The organism is Microbacterium proteolyticum (assembly GCF_029639405.1).
GTDB lineage: Bacteria > Actinomycetota > Actinomycetes > Actinomycetales > Microbacteriaceae > Microbacterium.
The window spans coordinates 3,581,758-3,603,777 of record NZ_CP121274.1 but is presented as its reverse complement, the minus strand read 5'-3'; the positions used below and the strand labels follow the sequence as shown (position 1 = coordinate 3,603,777).

At 68.9% G+C, this 22,020-nt stretch carries 18 protein-coding genes and 1 tRNA gene; 10 read left to right on the top strand and 9 right to left on the bottom strand.

What is annotated here, in order from left to right:
* The first annotated feature begins 24 nt into the window (after positions 1-24).
* Positions 25-666, top strand: a complete 642-nt coding sequence (locus P8R59_RS18075) for an NAD(P)-dependent oxidoreductase (protein ID WP_278102183.1) — start codon at positions 25-27, stop codon at positions 664-666.
* 54 nt (positions 667-720) lie between these two features.
* Here the strand turns inward: P8R59_RS18075 and P8R59_RS18070 are convergent, their stop codons facing one another.
* Both P8R59_RS18070 and P8R59_RS18065 read right to left on the bottom strand, forming a co-directional pair.
* Positions 721-2,043: a DUF4032 domain-containing protein gene (locus tag P8R59_RS18070; RefSeq protein ID WP_077052059.1), complete on the bottom strand. Its 1,323-nt coding sequence runs from the start codon at positions 2,041-2,043 to the stop codon at positions 721-723.
* A 71-nt stretch (positions 2,044-2,114) separates the two neighbouring features.
* A complete protein-coding gene (locus P8R59_RS18065; RefSeq protein WP_077052058.1) occupies positions 2,115-3,218 on the bottom strand; it encodes an ABC transporter ATP-binding protein in 1,104 nt (367 codons plus the stop codon).
* Positions 3,219-3,431: 213 nt separating this feature from the next.
* Here P8R59_RS18065 and P8R59_RS18060 point away from each other — a divergent pair, with 213 nt between their 5' ends.
* A complete protein-coding gene (locus P8R59_RS18060; RefSeq protein ID WP_077052057.1) occupies positions 3,432-4,391 on the top strand; it encodes a DsbA family protein in 960 nt (319 codons plus the stop codon).
* Between the two features lie 45 nt (positions 4,392-4,436).
* On the opposite strand, the gene P8R59_RS18055 is transcribed toward P8R59_RS18060, so the two are convergent.
* The gene (locus P8R59_RS18055; RefSeq protein WP_278102182.1) at positions 4,437-6,584 is read right to left on the bottom strand and encodes a hypothetical protein; all 2,148 of its coding nucleotides are present in this window, start codon (positions 6,582-6,584) and stop codon (positions 4,437-4,439) included.
* A 273-nt stretch (positions 6,585-6,857) separates the two neighbouring features.
* On the opposite strand from P8R59_RS18055, the gene P8R59_RS18050 reads away from it, so the two are divergent.
* Positions 6,858-6,933, top strand: a tRNA-Thr gene (locus tag P8R59_RS18050).
* A 177-nt stretch (positions 6,934-7,110) separates the two neighbouring features.
* Positions 7,111-9,198: an acyltransferase family protein gene (locus tag P8R59_RS18045; protein ID WP_278102181.1), complete on the top strand. Its 2,088-nt coding sequence runs from the start codon at positions 7,111-7,113 to the stop codon at positions 9,196-9,198.
* A gap of 389 nt (positions 9,199-9,587) precedes the next feature.
* On the opposite strand, the gene P8R59_RS18040 is transcribed toward P8R59_RS18045, so the two are convergent.
* Positions 9,588-11,495 (bottom strand): amylosucrase, encoded by a 1,908-nt coding sequence (locus tag P8R59_RS18040; RefSeq protein WP_431606866.1) that lies wholly within the window; start codon positions 11,493-11,495, stop codon positions 9,588-9,590.
* Between the two features lie 85 nt (positions 11,496-11,580).
* Here P8R59_RS18040 and P8R59_RS18035 point away from each other — a divergent pair, with 85 nt between their 5' ends.
* Positions 11,581-12,525 (top strand): DMT family transporter, encoded by a 945-nt coding sequence (locus P8R59_RS18035; RefSeq protein WP_278102180.1) that lies wholly within the window; start codon positions 11,581-11,583, stop codon positions 12,523-12,525.
* A 21-nt stretch (positions 12,526-12,546) separates the two neighbouring features.
* On the opposite strand, the gene P8R59_RS18030 is transcribed toward P8R59_RS18035, so the two are convergent.
* Positions 12,547-13,116: a nitroreductase family protein gene (locus P8R59_RS18030; RefSeq protein ID WP_278102179.1), complete on the bottom strand. Its 570-nt coding sequence runs from the start codon at positions 13,114-13,116 to the stop codon at positions 12,547-12,549.
* Entirely contained in the window at positions 13,113-13,520 is a 408-nt protein-coding gene (gene msrB, locus P8R59_RS18025) for a peptide-methionine (R)-S-oxide reductase MsrB (RefSeq protein WP_278102178.1), read from the bottom strand. Before msrB ends, P8R59_RS18030 begins: the two co-directional genes overlap by 4 nt.
* A 72-nt stretch (positions 13,521-13,592) precedes the next feature.
* On the opposite strand from msrB, the gene P8R59_RS18020 reads away from it, so the two are divergent.
* The 5 genes from P8R59_RS18020 (at position 13,593) to groL (ending at position 17,600) form a co-directional block, all read left to right on the top strand.
* Positions 13,593-14,585, top strand: coding sequence for a DUF2332 domain-containing protein (locus P8R59_RS18020; protein ID WP_278102177.1), 993 nt, complete (start codon positions 13,593-13,595; stop codon positions 14,583-14,585).
* 9 nt (positions 14,586-14,594) lie between these two features.
* Positions 14,595-14,849, top strand: coding sequence for a DUF3263 domain-containing protein (locus tag P8R59_RS18015; protein ID WP_077051998.1), 255 nt, complete (start codon positions 14,595-14,597; stop codon positions 14,847-14,849).
* 35 nt (positions 14,850-14,884) lie between these two features.
* Positions 14,885-15,466 (top strand): LytR C-terminal domain-containing protein, encoded by a 582-nt coding sequence (locus P8R59_RS18010; RefSeq protein ID WP_278102176.1) that lies wholly within the window; start codon positions 14,885-14,887, stop codon positions 15,464-15,466.
* A gap of 134 nt (positions 15,467-15,600) precedes the next feature.
* Positions 15,601-15,804 carry a cold-shock protein gene (locus P8R59_RS18005; protein WP_022877418.1) on the top strand — a complete coding sequence of 68 codons (204 nt, stop codon included), beginning with the start codon at positions 15,601-15,603 and terminating at the stop codon, positions 15,802-15,804.
* 176 nt (positions 15,805-15,980) lie between these two features.
* Positions 15,981-17,600 (top strand): chaperonin GroEL, encoded by a 1,620-nt coding sequence (gene groL / locus P8R59_RS18000; RefSeq protein ID WP_077051996.1) that lies wholly within the window; start codon positions 15,981-15,983, stop codon positions 17,598-17,600.
* A 184-nt stretch (positions 17,601-17,784) separates the two neighbouring features.
* Here groL and P8R59_RS17995 read toward each other — a convergent pair whose 3' ends face one another.
* From P8R59_RS17995 to P8R59_RS17985, 3 genes are all read right to left on the bottom strand, one after another.
* Complete coding sequence (locus tag P8R59_RS17995) at positions 17,785-19,497, bottom strand: sensor histidine kinase (protein ID WP_278102175.1); 1,713 nt, start codon at positions 19,495-19,497, stop codon at positions 17,785-17,787.
* Between the two features lie 88 nt (positions 19,498-19,585).
* Entirely contained in the window at positions 19,586-20,278 is a 693-nt protein-coding gene (locus P8R59_RS17990; RefSeq protein ID WP_077051994.1) for a response regulator transcription factor, read from the bottom strand.
* 69 nt (positions 20,279-20,347) lie between these two features.
* Entirely contained in the window at positions 20,348-21,997 is a 1,650-nt protein-coding gene (locus P8R59_RS17985) for a DNA repair helicase XPB (protein WP_278102174.1), read from the bottom strand.
* Positions 21,998-22,020 lie beyond the last annotated feature (23 nt).

Sequence of the window (22,020 nt, the reverse complement as noted above, 5' to 3'; positions counted from 1 at the left end):
GCGGACCGGAGGAAAGGAACACCCGTGACCCGCATCGCCGTCATCGGAGGAACCGGCTACGCCGGTAGCCACATCGTCGCCGAGGCCGTCCGCCGCGGCCACACCGTCGTCTCGGTCGCCCGATCGGTGCCGGCCGAGCGCGTGGAGGGAGCGACCTACATCGAGGGCACGGTCCTCGACGTCCCCGGCCTCCTCGCCGGCATCGAAGGGGTCGACGTCGTGGTCTCGGCCGTCGCTCCCCGCGGCGACATGCTGGGCAAGCTCCGCCCGGCCATCGCGCAGCTGAACTCGGTGCTTCCCGAGAACGTGCGCCTCGGCGTCGTCGGCGGCGCCGGGGGATCGCTGGTCGCCGAAGGCGGCCCGCGCCTCATCGACACCGAGGGGTTCACCGACGAGTACAAGCCCGAGGCCGCCGAGGCCATCGGCGTCCTGGAAGACCTTCAGGGCGGCTCCTCGGACCGTGACTGGTTCTACGTGCACCCCGCCGGCGGGTTCGGCGTATGGGCGCCGGGCGAGCGCACGGGCACATACCGTGACGGCGGCCACGTGCTGGTCGTCGACGAGAAGGGCGACTCGTTCATCTCGGGTGCCGACTTCGCCGTCGCCGTGCTCGACGAGATCGAGAACCCGAAGCACTCGCGCGACAACTTCGCCGTCGGGTACTGACCCGGCGAACCACGACGGCGCCGCTCCCTCGGGGGCGGCGCCGTCGTCGCGTCGTCAGACCAGGTCGCGCCAGTCGATGACGTCGGTGTCGGTGGTCGGCACCTCGCCCGTCGCGGGAGCGGCGGCATCCGCGATCGTGGCGAGCGACATCGTGTCGGTGGGCGGGCCCATGACGGTCGCTTCGTCGCGCCGGTGACGCAGCACGTCGTCGATGTACGACGTGACGACCTCGGCCAGCGGGACCGACCGACCGCGCGCCTGCGACATGTACCAGCGGTGCTCGAGCACCTGGTGGAAGACCTCGGCGGGTTCGAGCTTCGCCCGCAGGTCGAACGGGATCGCCATGACGATCGGCTCGAAGACCCGGGTCAGCCACTCGTGCGCGACCATCTCTTCGTCGGCGCCGAGCCGTGACACGCGCGCGCGGAACTCGTCCAGATCGTTGAGCAGGCGCCGCGCCTGGTTCTCCTCGACGTCGAGTCCGGTCAGCCGCAGCAGACGCCGCTGGTGGTGCCCGGCATCCACGACCTTCGGCTGGATCGAGACCTGCGTGCCGTCGCTCGCGGTCTTGATCGACATCTCGCCGATGTCGAACCCGAGGGCGTTGAGACGGTGCACGCGTTCGGTGATGCGCCACGACTCGTCGACGGCGAACGTCTCCTTGTCGGTGAGGGCGCCCCACAGTGAGTGGTACGACGACACCAGGCCGTCGGCGATGGCGATGGCATCCACCCCGCCCTCGAGTCTTCCGCCGGCCTCGAGGTCCATGATCTCGCCCGCGATGTTGGTGCGGGCGATGTCGAGATCGTGCGCGCGTTGGCCGGGGGTGAGACGGTTGCCGTGCAGTTCGCCCGTCTCGGCGTCGACGAGGTAGGCGGCGAACTCGCCCGCGTCACGACGGAACAGGGTGTTCGACAGCGACACGTCGCCCCAGTAGAAGCCCACGTTGTGCAGGCGCACGAGCAGCACGGCCAGGGCGTCGACCAGGCGCGTGGCCGTGTGGGGCCGGAGCACCTGGGTGAACAGTGCACGGTAGGGGAGCGAGAACTTCAGATGCGCGGTGACCAGCGCGGCCGGGAGCGGCCGGCCAGAGGCGTCCGTGCGCCCCGCGATCACGGCGACCCGGTCGACGCAGGGAGCGGCGAGACGGTCGAGGTTGCCGAGCATGTCGTACTCGCGCCGGGCCATCTCCTCCGTCGTCTCCTTGATCGCGACGACGCGACCGGAGAGGTTCGCGAACCGCACAAGGTGTCGGGAGATGCCTTTGGGGAGGGCCACGATGTGCGAACTCGGCCAGTCGGCGAGGCCGGTCGACCACGGCAGCTGCAAGAGTCCGGGATCGACCGCGCTGGCGGTGATGCTGAGGGATTCGGCCACGGTTCCTCCGGGGAAAAGGGTGCGGCGCGGGGAGTCGTGGAAGACTCCCCGCGCCGCGACGGTGCGTGAGATCAGGCGGAGGCGATGGCCTTGTCGGTCAGACGGTCGCCCGACTCGAGGTCGAAGACGTGCACGTGACCGGGGACCGGCGCCAGCACGACCGTCTCGCCCGCGTTGGGGTGACGGCGGCCGTCGACGCGCGCGACGATGTCGGTGCGCTTGCCGTTGATGTCGGTGTGGCCGTAGAGGTAGCCGTCGGCGCCGAGCTCCTCGACGAGGTCGACGACGACCGAGAGGCCGCGGCCGTCGGCGGGAGCGACCTGGATGTCCTCGGGGCGGACACCGATGGTGACCTCGCTGCCGTGCGCCTTGCCGATGACGTCGGCCTCTACGGGAACGACCAGGTCGCCGAAGCGGACGCCGCCCTCGGCCAGGTCGACCGGGAACAGGTTCATCGCGGGCGATCCGATGAAGCCGGCGACGAAGACGTTCTTCGGCTTCTCGTACAGGTCGCGCGGGGTGCCGACCTGCTGGAGCAGACCGTCCTTGAGCACCGCGATGCGGTCGCCCATGGTGAGGGCCTCGGTCTGGTCGTGGGTGACGTAGACCGTGGTGACGCCGAGGCGGCGCTGCAGCGACGCGATCTGGGTGCGCGTCTGCACGCGGAGCTTGGCGTCGAGGTTCGACAGCGGCTCGTCCATGAGGAACACCTGGGGCTGACGCACGATCGCGCGGCCCATGGCGACGCGCTGACGCTGACCACCGGAGAGGGCCTTGGGCTTGCGGGTCAGGTATTCCTCGAGGTCGAGGAGCTTGGCGGCTTCGAGGACGCGAGCGGCGCGCTCCTCCTTGCCGACGCCGGCGATCTTGAGGGCGAAGCCCATGTTCTCGGCGACGGTCATGTGCGGGTAGAGCGCGTAGTTCTGGAAGACCATCGCGATGTCGCGGTCCTTCGGCGGCACGTCGGTGACGTCGCGGTCACCGATCAGGATGCGGCCGGAGTTGACCTCTTCGAGGCCGGCGAGCATACGCAGCGACGTGGACTTGCCGCAGCCGGAGGGACCGACCAGAACCAGGAACTCGCCGTCGGCGACCTCGAGGTTGAGCTTGTCGACCGCGGCACGAGTGCCCCCGGGGTACAGGCGGGTTGCGTTGTCAAAGGTGACGGACGCCATTTCTTCTTCTCCTTCACCGGCAGGTACGTGCCGGACGATCCGTAGTGAATGGAATGAACGGGGGCTACCCCGAGCGCGCACGACAGTGGGCGCAGGGTCAGTATGGCATGCGTCTGGGCATTTCTCAGCCAGGCTTACTACCATCGGTGCTCGTTCGCCTACCCGTGCGTTCCCAACATCGTCAGCGGTCACCGACCGCGCCCGAGAGGTCCCATGTCCAACGACCAGACGCCGAATCTGCCCGCCGAGAACGCCCGCCGGGAGGCGGTCCGTGAGAAGGCGCAGCAGGTCAAGGCGCGGCAGACGCGGGCGCGGATCGTCCGTCGCTCGCTCGTGACGATCGGCGCTGTCGCGGTGGTCGCGATCGGTGCCGCCGGTGTCACGTACGCGCTGTCGTCGCGGGACGGTCGTTCGCAGGCGCTCCCGGATGCCGCTTCCGACGACGGCTTCGTCGTGACGGCCGCGACCGGCATCGCCGACCCCCGCGCCGACCAGACCGTCGACGGCAATGCCTCCGCGCTGGCCGCCGAGGCCACGCCCACCGAGACCCCCACACCCACCCCGACGCCGTCGACCACGGCCGCCCCCGTCGACATCCGCGTCTACGTCGACTACCTCTCCACCGAGGCCCGGGAGTTCCAGCTCGCCAATGCCGAGCAGCTCTCGAAGTGGGTGTCCCAGGATGCCGCGTCCCTGACGTACTACCCGGTGGCGATGCTCACCTCGAAGTCGAACGGCACGAAGTACAGCCTCCGCGCCGCCGGGGCAGCGGCCTGTGTCGCGACCCACGCGTCCGACAAGTTCTTCGCGTTCAACCACGAACTCCTCGTGAACCAGCCCGCGGTGGACTCCGACGGCTACAGCGACGAGAAGCTCGCCGACATGGCGCAGGGCGCCGGCGTGAGCGACCCCGACACCGTGCGCGCGTGCATCGAGGACGAGACCTTCACCTCGTGGGCGAAGGCCGCCACCGACCGCGCCATCAAGGGCCTGCCCGACACCAAGGGCCAGGCGCTGACCGCGACGCCCACGGTGCTCGTGAACGGCACGCCCTACGTCGGCCGCATGGACGACCCGAAGGAGTTCGCCCAGTTCGTGCTCACGGTCGACAGCAACGCCTACTACTCGACCGCGACTCCCACGCCGACGCCGAGCGCGACTCCCGCGGGCTGACCCGGGCCGAGGCCCGCGCGAGCAGGATCGGGTCGCGGGTTCCGACTAGAGCGCGGCCTCCTGCGCCCAAACGGTTCCGATCCAGATCAGTCGCAGGAATTGCCCCACGGTGAGCGTCTTGTCGGAGGCGCCGGCGAGCGACGTTCCGTAGGAGGCCCCGTGTCGGACGGTGAAAGCGCCGCTGAGGCTCGATGGCGAAACCGTGAGACGCTGGCCGATGAACTTGCCGGAACCGAGCGGCCCGAGGTTACGCGCGACCCCGTCCTTGGTGCGAGCCAGCAGAAGAAGATTCGGCTCGATCGACCGGAGCAATCGCGCGGGGTATGCCGTCGTTTCGAGATCGCTGCCGACGATCTCGAGAGATGCGGAGGACCGTTGGGTGCCGGTATCGGCGGCGTCGGGGAGCACCCGCCACACGACACTTGCTTTCGTGATTGCTTCTTGGACACGGAACAGGTTGTCGCTCGCCCATGACTGTTCGAAGATGACGTCGAAGTCCGCTCGCTGAGTCGATGTCTCGCAGTAGAAGGGCTGTGGTCCGACAGCCGTTCTGTAGGCGCTGGAGGTCGAGATGCGTCCGCTGAACCGGAAGTCGGAGCTCGCTGAGTAGGCGATGCGAGGCGTGTCGGTCGCCGTCGCCACCTCATCCGCGTTGATCTCGGCCTCGACGATCAGCTGTGAGTTGAGAGCCTCGACGACAGTTCCCGCGACGGCCGACCCGAGAGTGACGACGGCGTTCCGGATCTGCGCGCGCCCGTTGCTCACGTGGGCGAGCTGCTGCGCCCCCTGCGCATGAACACCATCGATGATGACGCTCCAACGCGTATCCCGCTGACCGGCACTCTGGTGTCCGGTGCCACGGACATCGACGTTCAGCACCCGCTGCGTGTCGACGGTTCGCAGGTCGTTCTCGAAGTGCTCGCGAGACTCGGGCGATGTCGCCGACCCCGAGCCCGAGGTGTCGGTGAAGACAGTGATCGCGTTCTCACACCCCACAACGGTCGAACCGACTACACGGTGTTTCTCACCTCGAAGACCGAAGCCTGTGTGAGCTCCGGGCGCACCGACCACGGTCGCCCCGTGGAATTCGATGCCGTACGAGCCGTGATGGGTGTCGAGGCCGGAGTTTCCTGCCGCTGTCACTTGCGCACCGAAGATCTTCGCCAACATGGTGCGCCCGTAGAGACCGAGATCTCCGTTCGACTCGACGGATGCCGCGACGTCGGTCCACCCGTGGCGTCCATCGAGGGTGCGACAGTCGCGTGCGCGCCCATGCATCGAGCCCTGATCGACGACCCCGTATCCGACGACCGAGGGCGAGTTGTCGGGGGCGTTCATCGCGTACCGCACCAGCTGCCGCTCAACGAGGTACCCGAAACACGACCGCATCATCACGGGTTGTCCGACGTCTCGAAGTGCCTCCTGATCCAGAACCGTCGGTTGCGTGAGGTTCGTGCACCGTATGGCCCCGCCGACGACTCGACCGCTCAGTACTCCGTCGGTGATGTCCCAGGTGCCGCCGAGGAACGTCGCCGACCCCGGGGCCAGTCGCGCGACGCGCACGTTGGTCTGGTACGCGTCGATGAGAGTGCTGACCAGGTCGACGGTGGTGCCATCCACCCGGAAGACCGTCGCGAATTCGCCGATCCGTGGGATCGAAGCGGCGCCGGATGCGTAGCGAGCGGTGGGGGCCGGGTCGTCCGCGACGACCTTGACGACGTCTCCTCTCGCCCAGTTGCGTGCCTCATTCAGGGTGAGGCGGGAGAACGAATAGGTCTGGCCGTCGAGCACGGTCGAGGCGGTCACCACCGTGGTCACGGAGGTGGGTGATTCGAGGGATCCGGCGGCGCGCATCAGGAAGCCGTCACCCCCGCGTACGAGCGTCGCGTCACGCGCATCGATGGTGAGGAACTTCGACCCTGGGATCGACACCGAGGAGTTGAAGAGGAACTCTCCCCGCAGCATGAGCGTGGCTCCGACGGGCGCGGCCGCTATCGCCGCATTCAACCCCGCCGTCGAGTCTGTGGCCCCGGTCGCATCGACTGCCCATCTCGAGGAGGTGACGTCGATCGCGATGGGATCCGTCACGGCCCAGATGGACTCCGGCGTCGTCGCTTCGGCCGCTTCGGCCCTCTGCGGACTCCCCGCGGTGAGGGCGATCGACGGAGCGCCCCAGGCCGCTGCGGTCAACATGCTCCGGCGCGACAAGATCCCCATGATTCCCCCAGGTTCGTGGCTCACCGCACACAGTAGGGGAATCTCCGTGCCGGGGCCATCGTGGGCTTCATCCATGTCCGGAAGGGATCAGTGTGCAGCAGGACGACCGCGCGCGGCTCGTTGTCCGCCTCCTGTCCAAGCGAGGCCATGAGCGTGGCCGTAGCTCGATAGACTCGTGCTCACCGGCCTGCGTGTCGGATGCGGCGGATCGATCTCCACTGCAGTCAGGTCCGCGGATCTCCGCGGCTCGCCGGCTTGGCGCAATTGGTAGCGCACCGTACTTGTAATACGGGGGTTGCAGGTTCAAGTCCTGTAGCCGGCACCACGGACCGTTCACGTGCGGATCCGCCCACGCACCCCACGGGATGACGCGGGCCACGGAATCTGCGTAGTCTGGTGCCATTCGCCGGCCCTTGGGGGGAGTCGCCGCGTAAGTGTGTGCGACGAGGGCCGGCATGGGGGGTTCCATGCGTACTGTGTCCTTGGTTCGAGCGGCGCTGTGATGGTCGAGTCGGCCGGCAGCGCGACGCGCGCGCACGACAAGCGCGCGTCGGCCAACTATCGCCCGGAGATCGAGGGCGTCCGCGCCGTGGCCGCGATCCTGGTGGCGGTGTTCCACATCTGGCTCGGGCGTGTCTCCGGCGGTGTCGATGTGTTCTTCGTGATCGCGGGTTTTCTTACGACGATCACTCTTCTGGGACACATCACCCGGACCGGCCGGGTGAGTGCCTCCGGCTACCTGCTGCGTCTCGCCGCGCGCTTGTTCCCCGCCGCCGCCGTGGTTCTGGCCGTCGTCGGGCTGCTGACGCCGGTCCTTCTGGTGAGCTCGCAATGGCAGCAGACCTTCACCGAGATCCTCGCTTCTGCGCTCTACGTGGAGAACTGGTGGCTGTTCAAGTCGGGGAACGACTACCTCGCACGTGACAACTTCCAGTCACCCGTGCAGAACTTCTGGGCGATGTCGGTTCAGGGACAGTTCTACGTCATCTGGTTGGTGTTCTTCCTGGTGGCCATGCTGATCGTTCGGGCTCGTCTGGCGAAGGACTCTCGCCGCGCACTGACCCTCCTCGTCGCGGTCGGGTCGGCGGCTTCCCTCGCCTACGCGGTGTACGCCGTCGGCGTGAACCAGTCGGAGGCGTACTACAACACCTTCGCGCGGGTGTGGGAGTTCGGACTGGGGAGCTTGAGCGCTCTTCTGCTGTCGGGTGTGGTTCTGCCCGGCATCCTGAGGGCGATTGCGGGATGGGTCGGTCTTGCGGGGATCGTTCTCTGCGGGTTCGTCTTGAACGCGGGAGCGACCTTCCCGGGTCCGGCGGCTCTCTGGCCGACACTGGCGGCGGTTCTGGTGATCGTGTCGGGCACCGGCGGTCCCGCCCGGGGTGGTGTGCAGAATCTTCTCGCTCGACGCCCTCTCGTGTGGTTCGGCGGGATCAGCTACGGCTTCTACCTGTGGCACTGGCCGATCCTCATCTTCGTCATCGAGGTGACCGGACACCGTCCCGACTTCCTCACCGGGGCGGGCATCATCGCATCGGCGGTCCTCCTCGCCTGGCTCACCCATGTGTGGGTCGAGAAGCCGGCCATGAGCTGGATCCGCGTTCGACCTTCACGGGCACGTCCGTGGGCGCCGGTCGCCGCGCTCGTCCTGGTCGCCGCTCTCGCCGGCGGCGGCCTGGTCGCGACTGATCGTGCGACGGAGAGCGACCTGCGAGCAACGGCCGAGCTGGCCTCTTCGGCCGACGAGTGTTTCGGCGCCGGGGCGGTGGATGCCCAGTGCGAGACGGAAACATGGACCGAGAGCGTTCCGCGACTCAACGCGAACCTCGACAGGTCTCCTCTGGAGTCGACGAAGTGCCGCACGTCGACGACCGGCGTCGAGGTCAAGCGGTGCACTTTCGGGGTCGAGGGCTCGGACCGACGGGTCCTGCTCATCGGCAACTCCCACGCGGCCGCGTTGCTGCCCGCCGTGGTGGCGCTCGCCGAGCAGCACGGCTGGGAGGTGACGACGTACTACAAGGCCAACTGCGTTTTCAACACGGCGCCGCGACGGGATGATCCTCCCCGTGAGGTCAGCTCCTGCCTGGCGTGGGGCGAGTCCTTGCGGGCCGAACTCGCACAGATGCCGCCCTTCCTTTTCGCCGTGAACAGCTACTCCGCCCGCAAATCGGTCTTCCTCGACGCGGAGGGGAAGCCCAGCGAGGACGCCGGGGTGGCGGGGTTCCGCGAGGCGTGGGCGCCGCTCATCGCTTCGGGTACGCCGATCCTCGCGATCGCCGATAACCCGGTCGTCGATGCCGTGCGCGACCTCAACTGCACGTATCGTCCGGGCTCGGCCGAGGACTGCTCCGTCGATCGGGACACGGCGTTCGCCGAGCGAGACCTCATCATCGCCGCTGCGCAGGGGACCGCGGGCGTCTACCCGCTCGATCTCACCGACGTGTACTGCGACGAGAGCCGCTGTCCGCTCGTCATCGGAGGAGTGAAGGTTCTGCGCGACAAGGGTCACCTGACGAGAACGTTCGCGGAGACGCTCGCACCGTTGCTCGACGACGCCGTGTCCGTCATCCCCGGGGTGGAAGCGGCGGGTTGACCGTACCGTCGCGATCGTGGGTGGGGTCGGGGTCGGATGAGGTGCGCGGCGGAGTGTCGCGCTCTGCAAAGCGGCGCTTCATCCACTCCCGCGCGTCAGCGTGCGCCCGCGCCTCGGTACGGCTGTACCCGTGCGCGACGGCGGGGCCGCCGGCATCCCAACCCGACCACTTCCACCGCGTCCGCGACAGTCGCTCCACTTCGACGTAGAACGGTTCCATGTTCATCAGCGCCCCCCGGCTGGTCAGCGGCACCAGTCGCGGATGCAGCCCCCCATGGGTGCACGACCGGGGCTCGTCTACCCGTGACGTTCTACTATGCCGGACCGACGGGATTTGATGTAGACCGTTCGGGGGACACGCTCCCTCGATCAGCAAATTCCCTCGCCCGTCAGCGCAGCCCCACCCGCAACCACAGCACCCCGTGGGCCGGCACGGTCAGCCCGCCGGCGAGCGGGATGGGCCGGTCGGCGAGGAGGTCGATGGCATCCGGCTCCAGGCCCGAGAGGGTCAGCGCGTCGATCTCGACGGCGTGGTCGGCGACGTTCGCGAGCACGAGCACGGCGGTGCCGGCATCACCGGGGCGAAGGAACGCCACGACCGAGTCGACGTGCGCGTCGAACGCGATGAGCTCGTTGCCGGCGAGTTCGGGCGTCGACCGGCGGACGTCGATGAGCCGCGTGAGTCGGGAGAACACGCGGCCGGCGGGGGTCGTGGCATCCGTCCGGTCGGCGTAGTTCTGCTCGGGGCGGTGCGGGCGGTGCACCCACCGACTGTCTCCGGCCTCGGCGCGGTTGCGGCGATAGGAGTAGTCGTTGAGCTGCGCGACCTCGTCACCGAGGTAGAGCAGCGGAACGCCCCCGGTGGACAGCGCCAGCGCGTGCGCGAGGATCACCCGGTCCTCGCCACCCGCATCTCCGGCCTCGATCCCCGCGAGAGACGCAGTGGTTCCGGTGATGCGCGCGTCGCCGGTGCGCGGGTTCTCCTGGAACGGAACCCCGCGCGAGAACGACCCCTCCACGCGTCCCACGTAGAAGTCGTTGAGGAAGCGCCGGTGCGGATACCCCTGGATGCCGAGCTCTTCCGCATCCTCGTCGGCGAACGTCCAACCGATGTCGTCGTGGCTGCGCACGTAGTTCACCCACGCGGTGCCCTCGGGCAGGGCGTGTCGGCGTTCGAGGGCCTGCTGCAGGAGGCGTCCGTCGCGGGTGGCGAGAGCCTCCCAGGTGAGCGCCATCTGCAGCGGGTTGTACGACAGCTGGCACTCGTCGGGGGAGATGTACGAGACCACTTCGTCGGGGCGGACGATCGCCTCGGACTTGAACAGCAGGCTCGGCGCGGCCATCCGCAGCACCGCGTTGAACGCCTGCAGCAGGAGGTGCGCCTCGGGCAGCGACTCGCACGTCGTGCCCAGCCGTTTCCAGATGAAGGCCACGGCATCCATCCGCAGGATCTCCACGCCCTGATTCGCGAGGAACAGCATCTCGCCGGCCATCGCCTCGAACACCGCGGGATTGGCGTAGTTGAGGTCCCACTGGAAGTGGTAGAACGTCGCCCAGATCCACCGGCCGTCCGGCAGTTGCACGAAGGAGCCGGCGTGGTCGTCGGGGAAGATCTCGCGCGTGGTCCGTTCGTAGGCGTCGGGCATCTCGCGGTCGGGGTAGATGAGGTAGAAGTCCTCGTAGCCCGCCTCCCCGGACACGGCCTTCCGCGCCCACTCGTGCTCGTCGCTGGTGTGGTTGAAGATGAAGTCCACGACGAGCGAGATCCCGGCGTGGCGCAGTTCCGCGGCCAGCTCGGCGAGCTCCTCCATCGTGCCGAGCGCCGGGTTCACCCGGCGGTAGCTCGACACCGCGTAGCCCCCGTCGCTGTTGCCCTCGGGGCTCTCGAACAGCGGCATGAGGTGCAGGTAGGTGAGCCCCAGCTCGCGGAAGTACGGGATGGACTCGCGGATGCCGCGGAGCCCACCGGCGTACCGGTCGACGTAGCAGACCCCACCGAGCATCCGCTCGCTCTCGAACCAGTCCGGTGCGCTCGCCCGTTCTCGATCGACGTCCCTGAGTCCCGCGGGGCGCTCGGTCCACGACCTGCGGGCGAGGTCGACGACCGAGGCGAGACGCTCGAGACCGTCGGGGCGGTCGCCGTACAGGCGTCGGAACAGGTCATGCAGCCGGGGGAGATGCATCTCGACATTCGCGAGGAACTCGCGGTCCGCGCGCGCAGCGGTCAGCTGGGACAGGATTGCGGCGACGTCATCGGGGCCGGCGGTGAGGTGAGGCACGCGGAAAGCCTCGCGCATCCGGGCCGTCCGGTCCACATCGGCACGCGGGCACGTACGATCGACGACGGCCCTCGACGCGAGCGGTGCCCAGGGAAGAGGATCCATGTCGCCACGACTATCACCGGGGATCGCCGTCATCGGAGCCGTCCTGATCGGTGCACTCACCGCCGTGCAGGCCCGCGTCAACGGATCGCTCGGCGCCGAGATCGGCGACGGCGTGCTGGCGGGCGGGATCTCGTTCGGATCGGGACTGGTCGTGGTGCTCCTGATCGCTGCGGCACTCCCCGCGGGGCGCGCCGGGCTGGCGCGTCTGGTCGCAGGCGTCCGCGAACACTCGGTCCCCGCCTGGATGCTGTGGGGCGGGGCCGCGGGGGCGTTCACCGTCGCGTGCCAGGGCCTCGCGGTCGCGACCATCGGCGTCGCCCTGTTCACCGTGGGATTCGTCGCCGGCCAGACCACCGGCGGGCTGCTGCTCGACCGCATCGGACACGGCCCGGCCGGAGTGGTTCCGGTGACCGTCCGCCGGATCGTCGGGGCCGTGTTGGCGCTCGCCGGAGTCGGCGTCTCGCTGACGGGCGACGGGGTGGGCGGCATCCCGGTCTGGATGCTGATCGTCCCCGTGATCGCGGGCGCCGGCGTCGCGTGGCAACAGGGGACGAACGGTCGTCTGCGCCTGCGCGTGCAGAGCCCCCTCGCGGCGACGGTCGTGAACTTCGCGGGCGGAACGGCGGTGCTCATCGTCGCGGGGCTCGTCCACATCGCGATCGTCGGGCCGCCACGCGCCCTTCCCGCCGATCCATGGCTGTACCTCGGGGGAACGGTCGGGGTGGTCTACATCTTCCTGTCGTCGGTGATCGTGCAGCGCACGGGTGTCCTGCTGCTGGGACTCGGATCCGTCGTCGGCCTGCTCACGACCTCGGTCGTCCTGGATGCCGTCTGGCCCGCGCCGGCGGCACCGGCGACGCCGATCGCCGTGCTCGCCGCGTCCGTGGCGATCGTCGGTGTCGTCGTGGCGGCGCTGCCGTGGCGCCGTCGGCGCCCCCGCTGAGGCCGCCGCCACGACGACGGGTCAGAGGCGCGCCTCGTCGACCTTCCGACGCTTCTTGCCTCCCGGCATCCGGGACAGGTGCTTCGCGGCATCCACGGTCTTGCGCCGAGTGGGTCGGGAACGCACCGGCTTGCCACCGACGTACAGCCAGCCGAGCAGGACTTCGCCCTTCGCGAGGCCGTGGGCCTTGGCGAGCACCTTGCTGCGGGTGTTGTCGTCGGTGCGCCAGAACACGCCGAACCCTGCCTCGTCGAGAGCGAGACTCAGCATGTGGGCGACGCCGGAGGCGACGGCCTCCTGCTCCCACGCGGGGATCTTCTTCGAGCTGAGATCGGCGACCACGGCGATGATGAGCGGTGCGCGACGCGGCTTCGAGGACAGGCCCTTCTTGCCATCCGCTCGATTCAGGGCGCGCGCGAGCACGTCGCGGTCGGCTCCGCGGATCTCGATGAGCCGCCACGGACGCAGCGACTTGTGGTCGGCCACGCGACCGGCCGCCGCGACGAACGCCTCGAGCTCGGGTCCGGTGGGGGCGAGATCGGTGACCTTCGACCACGACCGGCGGTCGCGCATCGCCTCGAGCGCGCTCATGCCTCGTCGACGGGGGTGAAGTTCAGCGACAGCGAGTTCATGCAGTAGCGGTCACCGGTGGGCGTCCCGAACCCGTCGGGGAAGACGTGGCCCAGGTGCGAGCCGCAGTTCGCGCAGCGCACCTCGGTGCGCTGCATGCCGTGGCTGTTGTCCTCGATCAGTTCGACGGCCTCGGGGCGCACCGACTCGTAGAAGCTCGGCCACCCGCAGTGCGAGTCGAACTTGGTGCCGCTCTGGAACAGCTCGGCGCCGCACGCGGCGCACGCGTAGAGGCCGGCGCGGCTCTCATCGAGCAGCTCGCCCGTCCAGGCGCGCTCGGTGCCGGCCTGGCGCAGGACCGCGTACTGGTCGGGCGTCAGCTCTGCCCGCCACTGGTCGTCGGACTTTTCGACGGCGTAGGTCATGGATGGTCTCCTTCGTCCCCTCCATTGTCTCGTGTCCAGGACGCGCGATGCCCGTGGCGCGATAATCGCGGGGTGGACCAGGATGCCGTGACCGCCGTCGTCGACCGCTACGGGCGGTTCGCCCGCGACGAAGCGCGCGGCCGCTCCCGCGTGTACCAGGACTGGGCGCGACGGGTCGAGATCGATCCGGATGTCGCCGAGGTGCTGGCGCGGATCCCGGACACGCATCGCCAGCCGCCGCTCGTCTTCGCGGTCATGCGTCTGCTCGGCGCGCCGATGGAGACGGGGGATCGATGGGCCGCGTGGGTCGTCGCGCACGCCGACGCGATCGTCGACGAGTGCACTGGGCGGACCCTCCAGACGAACGAACCGCTGCGATGCGCCGCGCTGCTGCCGGCGCTGTCGCTCATCGAGGGGCCGATCGCGCTGATCGAGATCGGCGCCAGTGCGGGACTCTGCCTGTACCCCGACCGGTACTCGTACCGCTTCCGCGCCTCGGACGGCGCCGTGCAGATCCTCGACCCGTCGGACGGACCGAGCCCGGTGGTGCTGGAGTCCGAGATCGAGGGCGACCCTCCGCTGCGCCTCCCCGAGGTCGTGTGGCGGGCGGGGATCGACCTCGAGCCGCTCGACGCGCGGGATGCGCGCGATCGCGCCTGGCTCACCGGGCTGGTGTGGCCGGGGGAGGAGGGCCGCCGCGAGCGGATCACCGCGGCCCTCGACATCGCCGCAGGCGATCCGCCCCTCCTCGTCGAGGGGGACGGGGCCGCGGCGCTCCCGGCGCTCGCGGCGCTCGCCCCGCGCGATGCGACCCTGGTCGTCACCACGCCCGGTGTCCTCGCGCACGTGCCGCGGCGTCACCGCGGAGACGTCATCGCGGCCGCGCGTGCCGCGGGGCGGTGGGTCACCCTGGATGCCGCGGGCCTCCACGATGCGTGGAACGAGACGCCCGACCTCCGTCCGGGGGGCTTCGCGCTCGCGCTGGACGGGGAGGTCCTCGCCAGCGTCGACCCGCTCGGAGCTTGGGTGGCGTGGCATCCGGGATCCGCCTTCCGCGCGCAGTAGCGTGAGGTCGTGCCTCTCTCCGACCGTGACCGCGCGTTCCTCGCGTTCGAAGGTGAGTGGCGTCGCCACGGCGGCGCGAAGGAAGAGGCGATCCGCGCGGAGTTCGACCTCGCGCCCGCCCGGTACTACCAGCTGCTCGGGCGTCTGCTCGACGACCCAGAGGCGCTGGCGCACGACCCGATGCTGGTGCGGCGCCTCCGCCGCCGCCGGGACGAGGCCGCCGAGCAGCACCGCACGCGCCTCGGGCGCACGGCGTCACGCTGATCGGACGCTGGGGAACCGACCGGTAACATCGTCCAATGCCCAGATCGACCTTCCCGCGGGATCGCTTCGACGACCTTCCGGACGGTGACGGCCGCGTCGGCGCCCACCGGGCGGAGCGCCCTCGCTCGCGCGGGTGGCTCGTCTTCCTCTGGGCCGCGCTGGCAACGATCGTCCTCATCGTCGTCGGGATCTTCGGGGTGCTCGTGGCATCCGGGCGGATCTCGTTGTCGTCCGATCCCGAGCCGACGCCGACCGTGGCCGAGACCACTCCGCCGGCCATCGACACCTCCTACTCGGTGGTCGTCCTCAACGGCACCGCCGACGAGGGCCTCGCGGGCAACCTCCGGGATCAGATCGTGGCCCTCGGGTGGTCGGGCGACGCCGTCCAGACGGGCGACTCCGACACGACCGACTTCGCCACCACGACCGTGTACTACAAGAGTTCGGCGGACGAGCAGGCCGCGCTCGGCCTCGCCGCGGCGATCGGAAGCGCGGAGGTCGCGCAGAGCGACTTCCTCCAACCCACCGACGATCCGAACACCGCCGACGACGAAAGCGCCGAGAAGCGTCTGGTCGTGGTGATCGGTCTCGACAGGGCGGCTCAGCCCACCCCCTGAGCCCTTGCGGCCGTCCGGTGTTTCCGCGGCGTAAAAAGTTGGATGCCGCCGTGTCAACAATGGCCTCCCGGGCCGGAATCACGCGGCTCCCCGTGCTTACGATGACCACGTCGTTCAGCAACAGGAGAGTTCGCATGGCCCAAGGCACCGTCAAATGGTTCAACGCCGAGAAGGGTTACGGTTTCATCACCGTGACGGACGGCCAGGACGTCTTCGTCCACTACTCGAACATCGAGATGTCCGGCTTCCGAGTCCTCGAGGAAGGACAGGCCGTCGAGTTCACCGTCGGGTCCGGTCAGAAGGGCCCGCAGGCCGAGTCGGTTCGCCTCATCGCCTGACCGCCTCTCACTTTCCCGCACGCCGCGGTCCCCGTTCACGGGGGCCGCGGCGTCGTCGTGTCCGGGGGTGTCGTGTGGCTTGCACTCACCAGGGGCGAGTGCCAGAATGAATTAGCACTCGCTTTCGTCGAGTGCCAAAAACTGGAAGTCACCCGTCCGGGAGGGACGACAAACTTATGGCAAAGATCATCGCTTTCGACGAAGAGGCCCGTCGCGGTCTCGAGCGCGGCCTCAACACCCTGGCCGACGCCGTCAAGGTGACCCTGGGCCCCCGCGGTCGCAACGTCGTGCTCGAGAAGAAGTGGGGCGCCCCCACGATCACGAACGACGGTGTCTCGATCGCCAAGGAGATCGAGCTCGACGACCCGTACGAGAAGATCGGCGCCGAGCTGGTCAAGGAGGTCGCCAAGAAGACCGACGACGTCGCCGGTGACGGAACCACCACCGCGACCGTCCTCGCTCAGGCGCTCGTGCGCGAGGGTCTGCGCAACGTCGCGGCCGGCGCCGACCCCATCTCGCTCAAGAAGGGCATCGAGAAGGCCGTCAAGGCCGTGACCGACGAGCTCCTCGCTTCGGCCAAGGAGGTCGAGTCGAAGGAGCAGATCGCCGCGACCGCCTCCATCTCGGCCGCTGACCCCGCGATCGGCGAGCTCATCGCCGAGGCGATCGACAAGGTCGGCAAGGAGGGCGTGGTCACCGTCGAGGAGTCCAACACCTTCGGCACCGAGCTCGAGCTCACCGAAGGCATGCGCTTCGACAAGGGGTACATCAACCCCTACTTCGTCACCGACCCCGAGCGTCAGGAAGCGGTCTTCGAAGACCCGTACATCCTGATCGCGAACCAGAAGATCTCGAACATCAAGGACCTTCTGCCCATCGTCGACAAGGTGATCCAGGAGGGCAAGGAACTCCTCATCATCGCCGAGGACGTCGAGGGCGAGGCTCTCGCGACGCTCGTGCTCAACAAGATCCGCGGCATCTTCAAGTCGGTGGCCGTCAAGGCGCCCGGCTTCGGCGACCGTCGCAAGGCGCAGCTGCAGGACATCGCGATCCTCACCGGCGGCCAGGTCATCACCGAAGAGGTGGGCCTCAAGCTCGAGAACGCGACCGTCGACCTGCTCGGCCGTGCGCGCAAGGTCATCATCACCAAGGACGAGACGACCATCGTCGAGGGTGCCGGTGACTCCGCGCTGATCGAGGGTCGCGTGACCCAGATCCGCCGCGAGATCGAGAACACCGACAGCGACTACGACCGCGAGAAGCTCCAGGAGCGCCTCGCCAAGCTCGCCGGTGGCGTCGCCGTCATCAAGGCCGGTGCCGCGACCGAGGTCGAGCTCAAGGAGCGCAAGCACCGCATCGAGGACGCCGTCCGCAACGCCAAGGCCGCAGTGGAAGAGGGTGTCGTCGCCGGTGGTGGCGTCGCGCTCATCCAGGCCGGCAAGACGGCTCTGGCGAACCTCGAGCTCGTCGGTGACGAGGCCACGGGGGCGAACATCGTCCGCGTCGCCATCGAGGCTCCGCTCAAGCAGATCGCCCTCAACGCCGGCCTCGAGCCCGGCGTCGTGGCCAACAAGGTCTCCGAGCTCCCCGTGGGCCACGGCCTCAACGCCGCGACCGGCGAGTACGGTGACCTGTTCGCGCAGGGCATCATCGACCCCGCCAAGGTGACGCGCTCCGCGCTGCAGAACGCCGCATCGATCGCCGGTCTCTTCCTCACCACCGAGGCCGTCGTCGCCGACAAGCCCGAGAAGGTCGCCGCTCCCGCGGGCGACCCGACCGGCGGCATGGACTTCTGATCCACGCCTGAGCGCTGAAAGAACGCCCCCTCCTTCGGGAGGGGGCGTTCTTTCGTCGGGGCGCGAGCCGCGGGCGGCTTCGGTCGGTGTTGACTTGGCGCGAATGTACGCATGGGCAGGGTCGGCGCGGGCATTCGCCCGAAGTCAGCGGAGCGCGGCGCGGGCCAGCGCCGCGCTGCGGGGGCTACTCGTCGGCGATCTCGGGCCGAAGGGCCTCGGGGAGCCGCTCGAGCGGCTGCGTCGTGATGAGCGCGTGCTCGCTGGCATCCCGACGCTCCGCGAGCGGCAGCGACACCCGGAAGGTCGCGCCACCGCCGGGGGTGTCGGCCACCTCGACCTTCCCGTGCAGCAGGTCGACGATGGATGCCACGATCGACAGGCCGAGTCCGGAGCCGCCGGTTTCGCGGGTGCGCGAGGTGTCGGCGCGCCAGAAGCGCTGGAAGATCTGCTCGCGGATCTGCTCGGGCACACCTTCGCCGTGGTCGATGACCTCGATCCACCCCATGTCGGTCTCGGCATCCACCCCCACGCGCAAGCCGATGGGGGAGTCGTCCGGAGTGAACCGGCGGGCATTGCCGAGGAGGTTCGCGACGACCTGGCGGACGCGGTTCTCGTCACCGAGGACGATCGGTGCCAGGCTCGTCACCCGCCGCGGCTGCGCGGTCGCGTCGACCGGGCCCTTCGGTGCCGGCTCGGTCTCCGCGGTGTCGCCGGCGTCGCGTCGACGCCGGAGGCGGGAGAGCGTCGCACCGGCGATCGCCATCGCCGAGGTGGTCGGTGCCGTCCGTCGTCGGCCGGGCGTCGCCGCACCGTCCTCGGCGGGGAGTTCGGGATCGAGCGTCATGACGGGCAGGACGATGGCGGCGCGGCTGGTCGTGTCGTCGACGGTGACCTCGCGCTGCGGGGAGGTCACGCGGAGGTCGAGCGCGGCATCGCGGGCGATGGGACGCAGGTCGAGGGTCGTGATCGCCACGTCGCGTCTCTCATCGAGGCGCGCGAGCGCGAGGAGGTCTTCGACGAGGGCCCCCATGCGGATGGCTTCCTTCTCGATGCGCTCCATGGCCTGGGCCACGTCCTCATCGGATCGGATCGCCCCCATCCGGTACAGCTCGGCGTACCCGCGCATGGTCACGAGCGGGGTGCGCAGTTCGTGGCTCGCGTCGCCGATGAACCGGCGCATCTGCCGGACCGTGGCATCCCGCTGATTCAGGGCGCCGTCGATGCGCCCGAGCATCGCGTTGATCGCCGCCTTGAGTCGGCCCACCTCGGTGTCGGGGACGATGTCCGTCAGACGCTGGCTGAAGTCGCCCGCGGCGATGTCCATGGCCGTCGTCTCGACCTGGCCGAGGCTGCGGAAGGTCAGCGTCACCAGGGCACGCGTGAGCAGTGCGCTCGCGATCAGGATCAGCAGCGCCACGAAACCGTAGATGCCGACGTATGCCGCCACGATCCGGTCGGTCGGCGCCAGCGGTTGGATGACCATCTGGGTGTAGAAGCTGTTGTTGCCCGGTACCTGCAGCAGACCCACCCGCGCGATGAAGTGCTGCCCGGAGACCGGGTCGTCCAGGTCGATGCGACGGTCGACCTGGCTGTAGGTCTGCTCGACCGAGAAGGTCTCGGGCAATTGCGGCACGGTCTTCATCGCCGTGCCGTTGTAGAACGCCACGCGCTGCCCGTCAGGACCGTAGACGACGACCATCGAGCCGATCTGCGGGGCGTTGTCGACCTGCGTGAAGGTGAGCTGCCCTTCGACGTCGTTGGTGACGAAGATGCTGTTGGCGATGTTGCCCGCCGCCTGCTGGCCCAGCTGTTCGTCGAGGTTGTTGATGAGCGTCGTACGCAGGAACACGAGCGTGCCGATGCCGGCGGCGACGAGCCCGACGGCCAGCAGCGTCACCGTGACGCCGGTGACCTTCGTGCGAAGGCTCAGCCGGCGCCACCAGTGCGTCAGTGCATCGTCGGAGTTCTCCAGGATCGCTCTCCGCTCAGGCGGTCTTGCCGGACTTCAGCATGTAGCCGAATCCGCGCTTGGTCTGGATGAGCGGCTCCGAGGAGTGCGGGTCGATCTTGCGGCGCAGGTAGGAGATGTAGCTCTCGACGATGCCCGCGTCGCCGTTGAAGTCGTACTCCCAGACGTGGTCGAGGATCTGCGCCTTCGAGAGCACGCGGTTCGGGTTCAGCATCAGGTAGCGGAGGAGCTTGAACTCGGTGGGGCTGAGATCGATCGAGACGTCGCCGACGTTGACGTCGTGCGTGTCCTGATCCATGGTCAGCTCACCCGTCCGGATCACCGACTCCTCGTCCGCCTGCATCGTGCGACGGAGGATCGCCTGGATGCGGGCCACGATCTCGTCGAGGCTGAACGGCTTCGTGACGTAGTCGTCGCCGCCGGCGTTCAGGCCGGTGATCTTGTCCTCGGTCTCGTCCTTGGCGGTCAGGAAGAGGATGGGAGCGGTGTAACCGGCCCCCCGCAGGCGCTTGGTGACGCTGAACCCGTTCATGTCGGGCAGCATCACGTCGAGCACGATGAGGTCGGGTTCCTCCTCGAGGACCGCGGAGATGGTCTGCGCGCCGTTGGCGACGGCGCGGACCTGGAATCCGGCGAAACGCAGGCTCGTGATGAGCAGGTCGCGGATGTTGGGTTCGTCGTCGACGACGAGGATGCGCGGTGCTGTCATGCGCCCATTATCGTGACTCCACCCAAGGAACCGCTGGATATCGCGAGAAACGCCGAGTCCTGGTAGTGCTCAGGCGGCCTCGGCGACGATCCCCTCGGCATCCAGGATCGTGTAGGCGTAGCCCTGCTCGGCGAGGAAACGCTGACGGTTCTGCGCGAAGTCCTGGTCGACCGTGTCTCGGGCGATGAGCGTGTAGAAGCTCGCGGTGTGGCCCGACTGCTTCGGCCGGAGCAGTCGTCCGAGGCGCTGCGCCTCCTCTTGGCGCGACCCGAACGAGCCCGACACCTGCACGGCGACGGAGGCCTCGGGGAGGTCGACCGAGAAGTTCGCGACCTTCGAGACCACGAGCAACGAGATCTCGCCCTCGCGGAACGCCTGGAACAGCTCCTCGCGCTCGGAGACCGGCGTGGTGCCCGTGATCTTCGGCGCATCGAGCGCTTCCGAGAGCTCGTCGATCTGGTCGAGGTACTGCCCGATCACGAGGACGCGTTCGCCGGGATGCCGATCGACGAGGCGCCGGACGACGTCGATCTTGGCCGGTGCGGTCGCCGCGAGGCGGTACCGATCCTCGTCCGCGGCGGCGGCGTACTCGAGCCGCTCGTCGGCGGGCAGGTCGATGCGCACCTCGTAGCAGGCCGCGGGGGAGATGAAGCCCTGGGCCTCGATCTCCTTCCACGGCGCGTCGAAGCGCTTGGGACCGATGAGGCTGAAGACGTCGCCCTCGCGCCCGTCCTCCCGCACGAGCGTCGCGGTGAGTCCGAGACGGCGGCGGGCCTGCAGATCGGCGGTGAGCTTGAACACCGGCGCGGGAAGGAGGTGCACCTCGTCGTAGAGGACGAGCCCCCAGTCGAGCGCGTCGAGGAGGGCCAGGTGGGCGTACTTCCCGCCGCGCTTAGCCGTCAGGATCTGGTAGGTCGCGATCGTGACCGGCTTGATCTCCTTGGACTGGCCGGAGTACTCGCCGATCTCTTCGGGGGTCAGGCTCGTGCGCCGGAGGAGCTCGTCGCGCCACTGGCGCGCGCTGACGGTGTTGGTCACGAGGATGAGGGTCGTCGTCCGCGTCTCGGCCATCGCGCCCGCGCCGACGAGGGTCTTCCCCGCGCCGCAGGGGAGCACCACGACTCCGGAGCCGCCCTCCGAGAACGACTCCACCGCCTGACGCTGGTACGGACGCAGCTTCCAGCCGTCCTCGGCCAGGTCGATCGGGTGGGGCGTCCCGGGCGTGTACCCCGCAAGGTCTTCGGCCGGCCAGCCGATCTTCAGCAGCTCCTGCTTGATGTGGCCGCGGGCCCACGCGTCGACCGTGTAGCTGTCGGGAGTCGGGTGGCCGATGAGCAGCGGAGAGATCCGCTTGTTGCGCGAGACCTCGCTGAGGACCGCGGGGTCGGTGGAACGCAACACGAGCGACCCGTCCTCGTCGCGCTCGATCACCAGACGTCCGTATCGGCCCACCGTCTCGCGGATGTCTGTGCTCACGGACGCCGGGACCGGGAACCGCGACCACCGATCCAGCGTCTGCAGCATGGCATCGGCGTCGTGTCCGGCCGCACGCGCGTTCCACAGCCCGAGGCGCGTGATGCGGTACGTGTGGATGTGCTCCGGAGCGCGCTCGAGTTCAGCGAAGACCGCGAGCTCGTGCCGCGCGGTCTCCGCATCGGGGTGCGCGACCTCCAGGAGCACCGTGCGGTCGCTCTGGACGATGAGGGGACCGTCAGCCATAGCGTTCGATTCTACCGGTGCGT

Coding starts and splice junctions, on each gene's coding strand:
- groL (WP_077051996.1), top strand. CDS start 15,981: ATGGCAAAGATCATCGCTTTCGACGAAGAGGCCCGTCGCGGTCTCGAG.
- P8R59_RS18030 (WP_278102179.1), bottom strand. CDS start 13,116: ATGAGCGCGCTCGAGGCGATGCGCGACCGCCGGTCGTGGTCGAAGGTC.
- msrB (WP_278102178.1), bottom strand. CDS start 13,520: ATGACCTACGCCGTCGAAAAGTCCGACGACCAGTGGCGGGCAGAGCTG.
- P8R59_RS17990 (WP_077051994.1), bottom strand. CDS start 20,278: ATGACAGCACCGCGCATCCTCGTCGTCGACGACGAACCCAACATCCGC.
- P8R59_RS18045 (WP_278102181.1), top strand. CDS start 7,111: ATGGTCGAGTCGGCCGGCAGCGCGACGCGCGCGCACGACAAGCGCGCG.
- P8R59_RS18060 (WP_077052057.1), top strand. CDS start 3,432: ATGTCCAACGACCAGACGCCGAATCTGCCCGCCGAGAACGCCCGCCGG.
- P8R59_RS18040 (WP_431606866.1), bottom strand. CDS start 11,495: ATGCGCGAGGCTTTCCGCGTGCCTCACCTCACCGCCGGCCCCGATGAC.
- P8R59_RS18005 (WP_022877418.1), top strand. CDS start 15,601: ATGGCCCAAGGCACCGTCAAATGGTTCAACGCCGAGAAGGGTTACGGT.
- P8R59_RS17985 (WP_278102174.1), bottom strand. CDS start 21,997: ATGGCTGACGGTCCCCTCATCGTCCAGAGCGACCGCACGGTGCTCCTG.
- P8R59_RS18065 (WP_077052058.1), bottom strand. CDS start 3,218: ATGGCGTCCGTCACCTTTGACAACGCAACCCGCCTGTACCCCGGGGGC.
- P8R59_RS18010 (WP_278102176.1), top strand. CDS start 14,885: ATGCCCAGATCGACCTTCCCGCGGGATCGCTTCGACGACCTTCCGGAC.
- P8R59_RS18055 (WP_278102182.1), bottom strand. CDS start 6,584: ATGTTGACCGCAGCGGCCTGGGGCGCTCCGTCGATCGCCCTCACCGCG.
- P8R59_RS18035 (WP_278102180.1), top strand. CDS start 11,581: ATGTCGCCACGACTATCACCGGGGATCGCCGTCATCGGAGCCGTCCTG.